The sequence below is a fragment of the Janthinobacterium sp. PLB04 genome, from assembly GCF_021165895.1.
In the GTDB taxonomy this organism is placed as follows: Bacteria; Pseudomonadota; Gammaproteobacteria; order Burkholderiales; family Burkholderiaceae_D; genus Janthinobacterium; species Janthinobacterium lividum.
This window is the reverse complement of record NZ_CP088968.1, coordinates 3,643,399-3,656,428: the sequence shown is the minus strand read 5'-3', so window position 1 is coordinate 3,656,428 and position 13,030 is coordinate 3,643,399. Positions and strand designations below refer to the sequence as shown.

General features: G+C 61.6%; 13 protein-coding genes. 8 read left to right on the top strand and 5 right to left on the bottom strand.

Annotation, left to right across the window (positions count from 1 at the left end):
• Positions 1–81 precede the first annotated feature (81 nt).
• From LSO07_RS16175 to LSO07_RS16155, 5 genes are all read left to right on the top strand, one after another.
• Positions 82–861 carry a TatD family hydrolase gene (locus LSO07_RS16175; protein WP_034784594.1) on the top strand — a complete coding sequence of 260 codons (780 nt, stop codon included), beginning with the start codon at positions 82–84 and terminating at the stop codon, positions 859–861.
• Positions 862–877: 16 nt separating this feature from the next.
• The gene (locus tag LSO07_RS16170) at positions 878–1,528 is read left to right on the top strand and encodes an ankyrin repeat domain-containing protein (protein ID WP_151095410.1); all 651 of its coding nucleotides are present in this window, start codon (positions 878–880) and stop codon (positions 1,526–1,528) included.
• Positions 1,529–1,784: 256 nt separating this feature from the next.
• Entirely contained in the window at positions 1,785–2,708 is a 924-nt protein-coding gene (locus LSO07_RS16165; protein ID WP_151095408.1) for a methyltransferase domain-containing protein, read from the top strand.
• A gap of 100 nt (positions 2,709–2,808) precedes the next feature.
• Positions 2,809–3,057, top strand: a complete 249-nt coding sequence (locus LSO07_RS16160) for a hypothetical protein (protein ID WP_034784592.1) — start codon at positions 2,809–2,811, stop codon at positions 3,055–3,057.
• 153 nt (positions 3,058–3,210) lie between these two features.
• Positions 3,211–3,408: a hypothetical protein gene (locus LSO07_RS16155; protein ID WP_034784591.1), complete on the top strand. Its 198-nt coding sequence runs from the start codon at positions 3,211–3,213 to the stop codon at positions 3,406–3,408.
• Between the two features lie 66 nt (positions 3,409–3,474).
• Here LSO07_RS16155 and LSO07_RS16150 read toward each other — a convergent pair whose 3' ends face one another.
• Positions 3,475–4,593 carry a phospholipase A gene (locus tag LSO07_RS16150; protein WP_070253751.1) on the bottom strand — a complete coding sequence of 373 codons (1,119 nt, stop codon included), beginning with the start codon at positions 4,591–4,593 and terminating at the stop codon, positions 3,475–3,477.
• Positions 4,594–4,892: 299 nt separating this feature from the next.
• Here LSO07_RS16150 and fusA point away from each other — a divergent pair, with 299 nt between their 5' ends.
• On the top strand, positions 4,893–7,001 hold the full coding sequence (gene fusA, locus LSO07_RS16145) for an elongation factor G (RefSeq protein ID WP_151095406.1): 2,109 nt from the start codon (positions 4,893–4,895) through the stop codon (positions 6,999–7,001).
• Positions 7,002–7,102: 101 nt separating this feature from the next.
• Here fusA and LSO07_RS16140 read toward each other — a convergent pair whose 3' ends face one another.
• Genes LSO07_RS16140 through LSO07_RS16125 form a run of 4 tightly spaced genes read right to left on the bottom strand, consistent with a single transcriptional unit; the run spans position 7,103 to position 11,765 of the window.
• Positions 7,103–8,272: an HlyD family secretion protein gene (locus tag LSO07_RS16140; RefSeq protein ID WP_151095404.1), complete on the bottom strand. Its 1,170-nt coding sequence runs from the start codon at positions 8,270–8,272 to the stop codon at positions 7,103–7,105.
• 21 nt (positions 8,273–8,293) lie between these two features.
• The gene (locus LSO07_RS16135) at positions 8,294–9,754 is read right to left on the bottom strand and encodes an efflux transporter outer membrane subunit (protein ID WP_225317322.1); all 1,461 of its coding nucleotides are present in this window, start codon (positions 9,752–9,754) and stop codon (positions 8,294–8,296) included.
• Between the two features lie 5 nt (positions 9,755–9,759).
• Complete coding sequence (locus tag LSO07_RS16130; protein WP_151095402.1) at positions 9,760–11,334, bottom strand: DHA2 family efflux MFS transporter permease subunit; 1,575 nt, start codon at positions 11,332–11,334, stop codon at positions 9,760–9,762.
• Complete coding sequence (locus LSO07_RS16125) at positions 11,331–11,765, bottom strand: MarR family winged helix-turn-helix transcriptional regulator (RefSeq protein WP_070279648.1); 435 nt, start codon at positions 11,763–11,765, stop codon at positions 11,331–11,333. Before LSO07_RS16125 ends, LSO07_RS16130 begins: the two co-directional genes overlap by 4 nt.
• A gap of 130 nt (positions 11,766–11,895) precedes the next feature.
• Here LSO07_RS16125 and LSO07_RS16120 point away from each other — a divergent pair, with 130 nt between their 5' ends.
• On the top strand, positions 11,896–12,426 hold the full coding sequence (locus LSO07_RS16120; protein ID WP_151095400.1) for an SRPBCC family protein: 531 nt from the start codon (positions 11,896–11,898) through the stop codon (positions 12,424–12,426).
• 294 nt (positions 12,427–12,720) lie between these two features.
• The coding region (locus LSO07_RS16115; protein WP_231772985.1) for a transposase at positions 12,721–13,030 on the top strand (310 nt) is incomplete at its 3' end.

Genomic DNA, 13,030 nt, shown 5'->3' with positions numbered 1-13,030 from the left:
CTGCGCGGGAGTCGTCAGCGGCAGGACGGATTTGCGCCTTCCCCCTGCCAGATTCCGCCCGCTCCGGTACAATCCCGCCTTATGTATATCGATTCCCATTGCCATATCAATTTCCCCGAGCTGGCTGCTCGCATGCCCGAGATCCTCGCCAAGATGGCCGAGAACAAGGTGACACACGCCTTGTGCGTGTCCGTCGACTTGCCGGACTTTCCACAGGTGCTGGCCCTGGCCGAGCAGTATCCGCATATTTTCGCGTCCGTCGGCGTGCATCCCGACTACGAGGACACGCCTGAACCGTCCGTGGAAGACCTGGTCCGCCTGGCCGACCATCCGAAGATCATCGCCATCGGCGAGACGGGCCTCGACTATTTCCGCCTGACGGGCGACCTGGAGTGGCAGCGCGAGCGTTTCCGCACTCACATCAAAGCTTCAAGAATCACGCGCAAGCCCTTGATTATTCACACAAGAGCGGCCAGTGAAGACACCATACGCATCATGCGCGAAGAGGGCGCGGGCGTGTCGGACGGCGGCGTGGCCGGCGTCATGCATTGCTTTACGGAATCCCTGGAAGTGGCGCGCGCCGCCATAGCCATGGGTTTTTATATTTCCTTTTCCGGCATCGTCACGTTCAAGAGCGCCAAGGATTTGCAGGCCGTGGCCCTGGAAGTGCCGCTCGAGCGCATCCTGATCGAGACGGATTCGCCGTATCTCGCGCCCGTGCCATTCCGTGGCCGCATGAACGAGCCCGGCTATGTGGCCCACGTGGCGGAATACCTGTCGACCCTGAAAGGCATCCCGCTGGACCAGGTGGCGAAGCAGACGACGGATAATTTCTTCAAGTTATTCAATCAGTTGCCGTAACTTCTTAAGGTCAGTCATGATGAAAAAACTCGCCCTGGCGATGCTGCTGTGCTGCGCCACCGCCAGCCAGGCGGCGCCGGAACCGGACGCCTTCTTCCGCGCCGTGTCCGTCAATAATGCCAGCGGCGTGCGCAGCATGCTGGCGGAAGGCATGAATCCGAACCAGCCTGACGCGCAGCGGGGCGACATTCCCCTCGTGCTGGCCTTGCGCGACGATGCGGACCGGGTGTTCCAGGTGCTGCTCGATGCTCCCGGCATCGACCTGGAAGCCCGTTCAGCCAATGGCAACACGGCACTGATGATGGCCGCCTACAAGCACAAGCAGGACGCCGTGAACGCCTTGCTGGCCAAGGGCGCCAAGGTCAACCAGAGCGGCTGGACGGCGCTCCACTATGCGGCCTCGGCAGGCGACCTGCCCATCATGAAGATATTGCTCGACCGCGACGCCGTGGTCGATGCGCTTGCGCCCGCCAACGTCACGCCGCTGATGTTTGCCGCCCGCGAAGGACAGGAGGGCGCCGTCAAGCTGCTGTTGTCCTGGGGCGCGGACGCCAGCCTGAAAAGCGGCCATGGCTGGACGGCCGTACAGTTTGCCCAGGCGGGCGACAAGCCCGGCGTGGTCGCCATCATCGAAGCGGCACAGAAGGCGCGCGCAGCCCGCAAGTGATGTTTTAATTTCAATGCTTTCCATGCCAGCGCTGAAACTGGCATGGAATTGCCTCTCACCTCAGCCCTTTGTTCTCCCTGCCGATTAACGATAATGATCGTGTCGCATTAATCAGGAGATACGTCACATGGGTCATCACATCACCGTCAGGCGCCGGCTGTATTGTCGCCGCCCCTCGCGCAGCCCGTGCGATATCACTGCTTTCTGGAATGACAAAACCGATCGGCCATCGGAGCCAGACTCCAAGAGGACAGACATGCTGAATGAACGAGAAATCGAGAGTTGTTACCTGGGGCAATTTATCCCCGTCCATTACCACCACAATATGTTGATGGACCAGAACCGCATGCACGGGTTCAAGTCGGCGATCGATTACGCGGTAAAACCCGGCATGAAGGTGCTGGAGCTGGGCGGCGGCACGGGCGTGCTGTCGTGGTTTGCGGCCGCGCGCGCCGACAAGGTGTGGTGCGTGGAGTTCAATCCGGACATGGTCAAGGAAGCGCGCAAGATGCTGGCGCTCAATCCCAACGGTGAAAAAGTCGAAGTCGTCCACGCGGACGCCTTTGAATACCTGCCGCCCGAGCCCGTCGATGTGGTCATCTGCGAAATGATCCATGTCGGCATGCTGCGCGAAAAGCAGGTGGAAGTGATCGAATCGTTCAAGCGCCGCTACCTGGCCCGCTTTGGCGGTCCGCTGCCCATCTTCCTGCCCGAAGCCGTCATCATGGCCGTGCAGCCGATGCAGCAGGAATACGATTTCGAGGGTTTTTATGCGCCCGTCGTGCAATTCCAGGAAACCACGGCCATTCATCCTGGCGTGCAGGAGCTGGCGCCGCCTTCCGTCTACAGCATCATCGACTTCAGCCAGCCGACGGACAATGTGTTCGGCTTTGATGGCAAGTTTGTCGTCGAGCGCAGCGGCACCTTGAATGCCTTGCGTTTCGTCACCAAGAACATCCTGGCCGTGGTGCCCGAGCGCTCGACCACCATCGACTGGCTGAACCACTACATGTGCTTGCCGCTGGCCACGCCGGTGGCCGTGAAGGCGGGCGACGTGCTGCAAGTGAGCTTCCAGTACCGCGCCGGCGGCTCGATTCCCTCGCTGGAAGCGTCGATCCGCGCCCAGGTGATCTACGACGTGAATCTTCAGCCCGCTACGCAGAACGCCGTGTATGCATAAGCATCGTTAATTCCCAGGCAACGCCGCAGCGATTTCATCCTGCGGCGTTCGTCCATTCAGGGTATATTTCGTCTTTTACCCACTGGACAGCTTTACTATCATGGAACAGATCGATCAGCGTTACCTCGTGCAACAGAACAAAATCAGCGATGGCGAGACCAGGCCGCCCGTGTTTGCCAAGGTAATGCGCAGCAAGGAAGGCGTGTTTGAAGGCGTGTCCTTCATCAAGTCGAAGGACAAGGCCACCGTCATGACCATCGAAGATGCCAACCAGGCCATCAAATGGGCCACCAGCAAGAAGCCGAATGCGCATGAATACATCACGAAAGTGATTTGCGTCGGCCAGTAAGTCTCCGTTCATTCCCGTTTTTGCACCGTTCATCCCCGCAGCGCGCAGTTCATCGCATGGCCGTTGCCGCCGTCGCGGCGCTTTCATATAGTGCTGTCACGGTAGCGGGGCAAGCACGGCTTGCTCCGCACATTTCATTCTAGGGGGAACGCGATGCTGGGATTCGTGCTGTGGCTGCTGCTCTTGCTGGTGTGCTGGCCCCTGGCCTTGCTGGCCCTCGTGCTGTATCCGCTGGCCTGGCTGCTGTTGCTGCCATTCCGCTTGATCGGCATCGGCGTGGAGGGCGTGTTTGAATTGCTGCGCGCCATCGTCATGCTGCCGGCGCGCGTGCTGGGCGGCGGCCGGCGTTGAAACTTACTTTCCCGCAATAAAAAAATGGCGCCATAGGCGCCATTTTCGTTTCTGTCACGGTGCTGCTTACAGGTCAACCATGAAACCGGCACCGATCGACTTCTGCGAATAGTTGTAGTCGATCAAGCTCTGGCCATAGCCGGAGAACAGTTGCAGATAGCCTTTCAAATTGGCCTTCAATGGGAAAGCCCAGCTGGCCTGCATAGAGCCATGCTTCTTGCTGAAATTGCGGCGGGCCGTCACGGCGTACTCGTGGCCTTTGTTGCGGTAGCTCACGCGCAAGTCGCCATGCCCCATGTAATCGGTGATGTCGATATTGTCATTGTCGGTCTTGCCATTGTCGAGGCGGTGCCAGACGCGCGTCGTGACGGCCAGGTTGTCCTTCTCCATGCCCAGCTCGGCATACACGCGGTTCCAGCTGCGCGACAGGGTCGACGTCTGTCCGTTGGACTGGTGCACGAGGCCGAAGTTCAGGTAATTGAATTCCACGCCTGCGAAATTCTTGTTGATCGGCAAGATCAGCATCAGCTCAGGCTGGTAATTGGTCTCGCGGAAGGGGCTCGATGCCTTGCGGTTATACGCCTGCCAGAAACTTTGCTGCGTGTAGCCGAACCACATGTCGATGGGCGTGCCGGCGATGTCTTCCAGCAGCTTCATCTTGAAGCTGAGCTGGAATGTCAATTCCACATGCTGGCTCTTGATGCCGGCCGGCGTGAAATCCTGGAACGGTTCGTCGTTCGAAGCGTCGCTGTAATTGGCCAGCAGCAGATAGGTATCGCGGTGCGGGCGGAAGTTGAACAGGCCGCGCTTGGACGCTTCGTTCAGTTCCCACGATTGCTGCGTGCGCGAAATCGGCGCTTCCGGTGGCGCCGCGCCAGCCTGCGCGATGGCGGGAATGGCGGCGTTGACGGCGTCCGGCGTGGCCACGCCCGGCGGACTGACTGGTGTGAGGGGCGCGACCTCGGCAGCGGCAGCCAGGGTCACAGCCGCGGTGACGGGATCGCCGCCGGCCGCGATGGTGGCCTTTTCCGCCGCCTTGGCCAGGGTGTCAAAGCAGCCAAGGCGGGCACTGGCGTCACCGAGGACGGCGCAACGCTGCATTTGCTGTTCCAGTTCGCCGGCCATGGCCAGCGCCGGCGATGCCAGCAGGGAGGAAAGGATTATTTTTCTTAGTTGGATAGTCATAAGCTGAGTAGGGCATGTCGTTCGGTGCGCACCTGGGCTGCATGCCGGCGGCGTCGCCTTGCATGGCAGGATGCCATGCGTATTGATTTTTATTAATCTTTGTTGAATTAAAGTTCAAAAATTAATGTCTGGGAAGTATAGCCGAATCCGCAATTAGCTTCCGTGCGCCTGACGTGTGCGCGACCGCCAGTGTTGTACGCTTGGTAAACTGCCTGCTGCCATGCCGCCCAAATCGATGTCTGCTACACTGGAAAACCGGCGCAAACCCAGTGATGCCGGGGCTAGCCATGGAGATTGTGATGACCCGCAAAACACCTATCGAGCGCTACCGCAACATCGGCATCAGCGCCCATATCGACGCCGGCAAGACCACCACCACCGAGCGCATCCTGTTTTATACGGGGGTCAATCACAAGATCGGCGAAGTGCATAACGGTGCCGCCACCATGGACTGGATGGAGCAGGAACAGGAACGGGGCATCACCATCACCTCGGCCGCCACCACGGCCTTCTGGAAAGGCATGGCAGGCAATTTCCCCGAACACCGGATCAATATCATCGATACGCCGGGCCACGTGGACTTCACGATTGAAGTCGAGCGCTCGATGCGCGTGCTCGACGGCGCCGTGATGGTCTACGATGCCGTCGGCGGCGTGCAGCCGCAATCGGAAACCGTCTGGCGGCAAGCGAATAAATACCATGTGCCGCGCATCGCCTTCATCAACAAGATGGACCGGGTGGGTGCCGACTTTTTGCGCGTGCGCAAGCAGATCGCCGAGCGCCTGAAGGGCGTGGCCGTGCCCATCCAGCTGCCCATCGGCGCCGAAGACCATTTCACGGGGGTGATCGACCTGCTGAAAATGCGCGCCATCACCTGGGACGACGCCAGCCAGGGCGTGCAGTTCAGCTATGGCGAGATTCCCGCGGAACTACAGGCGCAGGCGCAGGAGTGGCATGACCACATGGTCGAGCACGCGGCCGAAGCCACGCTTGAGATGACGGAACGCTACCTGAATGGCGACACGTTTACGGAAACCGAGCTCAAGCAAGCCCTGCGCGCGCGCACCATCCGCAACGAGATCGTGCCCATGCTGTGCGGCAGCGCCTTCAAGAACAAGGGCGTGCAGGCGATGCTGGACGCCGTCATCGAATACCTGCCGTCACCGATGGAAGTGCCGCCCATCATGGGCCATGACGAGCACGACAACGAGGTGGAGCGCCACCCGACGGACGACGAGCATTTCTCGGCCCTGGCCTTCAAGATCATGACGGACCCGTTCGTGGGGCAGCTGACCTTCTTCCGCGTGTATTCGGGCGTGGTGAATTCGGGCGACATGGTCTACAACCCCACCAAGAGCGCGCGCGAACGGCTGGGGCGCATCCTGCAGATGCACGCGAACGAGCGCAAGGAAATCAAGGAAGTGTATGCGGGCGACATCGCCGCCGCCGTGGGCCTGAAAGCTGTCACCACGGGCGACACCCTGTGCGCCATCGATCACATCATCGTGCTGGAAAAGATGATCTTCCCGGAACCCGTGATTTCCCAGGCTGTCGAACCCAAGACCAAGCCTGACCAGGAAAAGATGGGCATCGCCCTGAACCGCCTGGCGCAGGAAGATCCGTCGTTCAGGGTCCATACGGACGAGGAATCGGGCCAGACCATCATGTCGGGCATGGGCGAATTGCACCTGGAAATCCTGGTCGACCGCATGCGCCGCGAATTCGGCGTGGAAGCCAATGTCGGCAAGCCGCAGGTGGCGTACCGGGAAACCATCACGCGCGCGGTGGAAGACGTGGAAGGCAAGTTCGTCAAGCAATCGGGCGGACGGGGCCAGTACGGCCACGTGGTGCTGAAACTGGAACCCTTGCCGCCAGGCACCGGCTACCAGTTCGTCGACGCCATCAAGGGCGGCGTGGTGCCGCGCGAGTTCATCCCGGCCGTCGACAAGGGCATCGCCGAAACCCTCAAGTCGGGCGTGCTGGCCGGCTACCCCGTGGTGGACGTGAAGGCAACCTTGACCTTCGGTTCTTATCACGACGTCGATTCGAACGAAAACGCGTTTCGCATGGCCGGCTCCATCGCCTTCAAGGATGGCATGCGCAAAGCGTCGCCCGTGCTGCTGGAACCGATGATGCAGGTGGAGGCGGAAACGCCGGAGGAATTCATGGGCAACGTCATGGGCGATTTGACGGCGCGGCGCGGCATGGTGCAGGGCGTCGACGACATTCCCGGCGGCGCGGGTCGCATCGTCAAGGCCCTGGTGCCGCTGGCGGAAATGTTCGGCTATTCCACCACCTTGCGGTCGCTGACCCAGGGTCGGGCCACCTACACGATGGAATTCAAGCACTATGCGGCCGTGCCCAAGCATATACTCGACCAGGTGGCGGCGGCTGGCAAAGCGAAGTAGGTCGGATTAGCGGGGCAAAGCCCCGCGTAATCCGACAACATTATTGGCCCAGGCCGTTGGTGGTGTCGGCTTACGCGCGTTGCGCTAACCCGACCTACGCATCAATTCAGAAGATTCTGCGCAATGATCGCATCGGCCATCTTCTCCGCCTCGTCCACCGGCTGTTCCAGCGCCTTGGTCGTGTAGACGGTGGACGCCACCATCGGCTGGTCCAACGTCGCGCCTTCGCCATGGCTGGTATCGACCGTCACCGTGGTCGACAGGCCGATGCGCAGCGGGTGGGCTGCCAGTTCCCTGGCATCGAGCGTGACGCGCACGGGCACGCGCTGCACCACCTTGATCCAGTTGCCCGTGGCGTTTTGCGCCGGCAACAGGGAAAATGCGCTGCCCGTGCCGGCCGACATGCCCAGCACCTTGCCGTGGTAGACCACCTTGCTGCCATATAAGTCCGTTTCGATGGTGGCCGCCTGGCCCACGCGGATATTGCGCAGTTCGGATTCCTTGAAGTTCGCATCGACCCATAACTGGTCCAGCGGCACGATGGACATCAGGGGCGTGCCCGGCGTCACGTGCGTGCCCAGCTGTACGCTGCGCTTGGCGACATAGCCCGAGACGGGCGCGACCACGGCATTGCGGCACACGGCCAGCCACGCCTGCAGCACGTCGCTCCGGGCCGACAGGACGGCCGGATGGCTGGCCAGGTTCACGCCGGCCACGCCCGATTTGGCGGATTCGGCCTGGCGCTGGGCCACCGTCAAGGCCGCTTTCGCGTCGTCGACGGCCTGTTTCGCATGGGCCAGGTCTTCGCCGGAAATCGTCTGGTCCGCCGCCAGCGGCGCGCGGCGCGCCAGGTTGCCCTGCGCCGTGGCCAGCGCCAGGCGGCGCTGGCCGATGACGGCATCGTATTGCGCCACATTGGCATAGCGCTCGCGCTCCTGGCGCACGACGTTGCCCAGCCGTGCCTCGGCCTGGCTCAGGGCCAGCTCCGCATCGATGGCGTTCAGGGTGATCAGGGGCGCGCCCGCCTTGACCATTTGCGTCTCGTCGGCGCGGATGGCATCGACATTGCCCGTCACTTGCGCGGACAGGGTGACGAGGTTGCCGCCCACATAGGCGTTGTCCGTCACTTCTTCCTTGGCCAGCACCAGCTGATAATACGCGCCCCAGGCCGCGCCAGCCGCGAGAAAGGCGACCGTGATGGCGATGAGGACGGCCTTGCGCTTGCCGGGTTGTTCCGTTTGGGTGGTGGTGGCTGTGGTATCGCTGCTCATGATGTGTTCCGTAATCGATGGTTATTGTTTGGCCGTGGCGTTGGCGGAAAAGTCGCTGCCGCCCCGGTAGCCGCCGCCCAGGGCCACGGTCAGGTTGATTTCCGCGTTCTGGCGCTGGTTTTGCAGCTGCATGCCTAGGTCGACCTGGCCGCGCACGGTCATTTCCGCATTCAGCTGGGTGGCGCGGTCGGCCAGACCTTGTTTCAGGCGGGCATTCGCATTGCGCAACTGCGCTTCGCTGGCGCGCAGGTTTTCCTGCTGCAGGCGCAGCTGGTTTTCCACGCCCTGCACCCTGGCGCCCGCCTGCGCCACATCGCGCACGACATTGAAGACGCTCTGGTTGTAGTCGGCGATTAGTTCATTGCGTTCGCTGCGCGCTCCGCCGAGCTGCGCCTGCAGGCGGCCGCTGTCGAACAGCGGCAAGGACAGTGCCGGGCCAATGAACAGGGTGCGGCTGCCGGACTGCAGCAGCTTGCCCAGTGTTATCGCATCCAGGCCAAACGAGGCGCTCAGGTCGATATCGGGGTAGAACGACGCCTGCGCCGCTTCGATCTTGCTCATGGCTGCCTGCACCCGCCAGCGCGCCGCCTGCAAGTCGGGCCGGCGCGCCAGCAATTCCATGCCCAGCTTGCCGGGCAGGGTGTGCGGCAGCGCCTGTGCTTCTTTTGCTTGCAGGCTGGCCAGGGCCGAGGCATCCGCACCCAAGGATGTTCCCAACAGCGCACGCAAGGCTTCCCGTTCCGTGACGACCTGCGTTTCCAGCAGCGCGATCTGCTGCTGCAGCAAGCTCAAACGCGTTTGCGCCGACAAATGGTCGTCGCTGACACCGAGGCCGTTGGCGATGCGTTTTTCCTTGTCCAGCACCAGTTGCTGCTGCAACTTGACCAGCGCATGCAGGTTATCCATGCGGGCCCAGCCATTTTGCATGCTGAAGTAGTGGCGGGCGATCTCGGCGGCCAGCATCTGTTCCGCCATCGCGTATTCGGCACGGCGGGCGTTGACTTCGCCCAGGCTGGCCGCGATCTGCGCCTTGTGCTTGCCCCACCAGTCGAGGTCGTAATGGGCTTGCATGCCCACGGTCACCTCGTTGTAGTAATTGCCGCCGATGGGGGCGGGCATCAGGCCGTTGGCGGAATAGCGCTGGCGGCTGGCATTTGCGCCCAGGTCGACCCTGGGGCCGCGCTGCGCATGCAGCGCGTCAAACGCGGACAGGGCCGAGCCGATGCGGGTATTCGCCACGTCCAGGTTCGGGCTGCTGGACAGGGCGCTTTCAATCAGCTGGTCCAGCTGCTCGTCCTGGAACTGGCGCCACCATTGCGCGGCGGGCCAGCCTTCGCTGGCCAGGTGGATGTCGGCCGCCAGCTGTATCGTGGCCAGGTCTTGCTGCGGCAACTGCTGCGTGTCGGGCGGGATGCTGGCGCAGCCGGCCAGGGCCAAACTGAGCGCCAATATGCGCAGGGAGAGTTTCATAGGTGTGTGCATGAGGGTTATTCCATGGCCGCGTGGTCGACCACGACGGGCGCATTCTTCTTCGGTGGTTTGATCAGGAGCAAGAGCGGCAGCACGAGGATGGTCAGCCACATCATCAGCCAGAAGTCGTCGAGGTAGGCGATCATCGACGCCTGCCGCGTGATTTCGCCATTCAGCGCCGCCATGCCAGAAGCCGTACCCAGGTTGTAGACGCCGGCAATGGCAGGGTCATGCAGGGCCGGGTTGGCGATATTGATGTGTTCCGTCAAGGACGCATGGGCGATCTGCGTATTGCGCACCAACAAGGTCTGCACGAGGGCGATGCCGATGCTGCTGCCGATATTGCGCACCAGGCTGTAGATGGCCGTGCCTTCCGCCCGCATCTGCGGCGACAGGGTGGCAAACGTGGCCGCGCTCAGCGGCACGAAGACGAGGCCCAGGCCGATACCCTGGATGATGCCATTCCACACGACGGTCTTCGGCACCAGATCCAGGGTGAAATTGGCCATCTGCCACAGCGAAAACGCGGTGATGGAAAAGCCCACGCCCAGCAGGATGCGCGTGTCGATCCTGCCCGTCAGCTTGCCGACGATCAGCATGGCCAGCATCGTGCCCAGCCCGCTGGGGGCCGTCACCAGGCCGGCAATCGCCGCCGGGTAGTTCATCAAGCCTTGCAGCATCGACGGTGTCAGCGCGCGGGTAGCGAACAGCACCATGCCGACGATGAAGATGAACAGCAAGCCGCTCACATAGTTTGAGTTCTTCAACAGCCGGTAGTCGAGGAAGGACTTGCCGGCCGGGCGCAAGGCCGTATGGGCGATAAAGTAGCACAAGCTCATGGCCAGCACGATGGCTTCGATCCACGTTTCCGTGGAAGAAAACCAGTCGTTCTGCTCGCCCCGGTCCAGCAGCATCTGCAGCGCGCCGATCGACAGGCTCAAGGTGGCAAAGCCGAACATGTCAAAGTTCATGCGGCGGTTCGGCGGGTCCTTGCGGATGTAGCGCCAGATGCCATAGAAGGCCATGGCGCCGATGGGGATATTGATGAAGAAGACCCAGCGCCAGCTGTAGCTGTCTGTCAGCCAGCCGCCCAAGGTCGGTCCCAGGATGGGGCCGATCATCACGCCCATGCCCCAGATGGCCATGGCCGAGCCGTGTTTCTCGCGCGGATTGATGTCGAGCAGCACCGCCTGCGACAGCGGCACCAGCGCCGCGCCGAATACGCCTTGCAGCAAACGGGCGGCGACGATCTCGGACAGGGTGGCGGACAAGCCGCACAGCACGGAGGCGAGCGTGAAGCCGGCCACGGAAACGAGAAAGGTGTTCTTCTGGCCGAAACGGTCGCACAGCCAGCCCGTCAGGGGCGTGGCGATGGCGGCGGCAACGATGAAGGAGGTGAGTACCCAGGTGATCTGGTCTTGCGAGGCGGACAGGCTGCCTTGCATGTGGGGCAGGGCGACGTTGGCGATGGTGCCGTCAAGCGCCTGGATGATGGTGGCGAGCATGATCGAAATCGTGATCATGCGCCGGTTCAGGCTGGGGTCTTGTGAAGCGGGCAGCGCCGGTGTGGCGCCGGCTGTGGCCGAACTCATGCGGATTTCTCCGTGGCCGCCTGTAACGCTTCCAGCAGTTCGGTGGCGGCCCGCAGTTGATCGGGATCAATTCCCTGCAGCAGTTCCTTGCGGAAGCCATCCGCTTCCTTGCGCACGGTGTCATACACTTGCAGGCCCGCCTCGGTCAGCACGACGAGTTTCACGCGGCGGTCCGTTTCCGATGGCTGGCGCTGCACGAAGCCCGATTTCACGAGCCGGTCCAGCATCGACACCATGGTGGGGTTTTCCACGCCCAATTGATGGGCCAGTTCGCTTTGCGACGGCGGCTGCGGCGACTTGGCGATCATGGCGATGCACATCCAGCTCGCTTGCCCCAGGTCCAGGTCTTTCAGGCGCCGGTCGATGGCATGGCGCCAGCCGCGCGCCGTCTTGTGGAGGGCGGCGGAAAAGCGCTCTTCGATAGAAGTCATAAGGTAAGTCGTCTAATGGTTAGGTGTCTAACGAATATTCTAGCATGCGAGTTTGGCAGGCGTACAGGCCTTCCCGTTTATCGGCGCCGCTGGTACATTAGTGCCAGACCATCATCCTCAGGAGAGCGCCATGACCACCGCAGAACAGAAGCAGGACGGACAGCACCGCGACAGCAGCGACTTTGTCATCACGCAAACTTTCGACGCGCCGCGCGAACTGGTATTCCAGTCGTGGGTGGAGCCGGAGCGCCTGGCCCAATGGTGGGGTCCCATCGGCTTCGAATTGAGCGTGCTGGCGCTGGATCTCAAACCGGGCGGAGTCTTCCACTACGGCATGCGCGCCGACAATGGCTATGAGATGTGGGGCAAGTTCACTTACCAGTCCATTGAAGCGCCTGAACGCATCGTGTCGATCCTGTCGTTTGCCGACAAGCAGGGCAATGCCGTGCAGCATCCGGTCAGCGCCACCTGGCCTTTGGAATCGTTCAACACCATGACGCTCACCGAAGAGAATGGCAAGACGACGATGACCTTGCGGTCCACGCCGCACAAGGCGACGGATGAGCAGCATGAGACTTTCAAGCAGGGGTTTGAGTCGATGAAGGAGGGGTTCAAGGCGACGTTCGCTCAGCTGGCACAGTACCTGGCGCGGGTTCAGTGATCGTATTGTTTTGAACGGCGGGCCTGAGTCGCGGGCCTGAGAAAATGACCATGGCTGCGTTGCTTGGGCTCGCCGTACATGCGTACTGTCTTCGCCCGCGCGCCTTGCCCTGGCCATTTTTCAGGCTCGCTGGCCCGGGGAGCCTTTGCTCGAGGCACGGGCGTGGTCTTGCTGTCGTTGGCAGTTTGCGGTTGAGGAAGGTCTGCTTTCGCCCTATTGCGTTGAAAAACTCCAGTTGAGCAGGCGATCTTCACGATTTGCCGCTGTCTAAGCCAAGAAAAGACGGAGGCTGCGATGATGGGACGTCAGGAAACCAAACGGGAGCTGTTCGTCTTGATTAGTCTAAACGAATACGTTCCCCAAGACCATCTACTGAGAGCGGTGGATCAGTACCTCGACCTGACCGAGTTTCGCGAGAACTTGGCCCAGTCGTACAGTCATACCGGTCGACCATCAGTCGATCCCGAGCTCATGGCTCGCATGCTGATCATTGGCTACTGCTATGGCATACGTTCTGAGCGGAGGCTGTGCGAAGAAGTCGGCATGAATCTGGCTTACCGCTGGTTCTGCCGGTTGGGTCTGAAGGATAAGGTGCCGGATCACT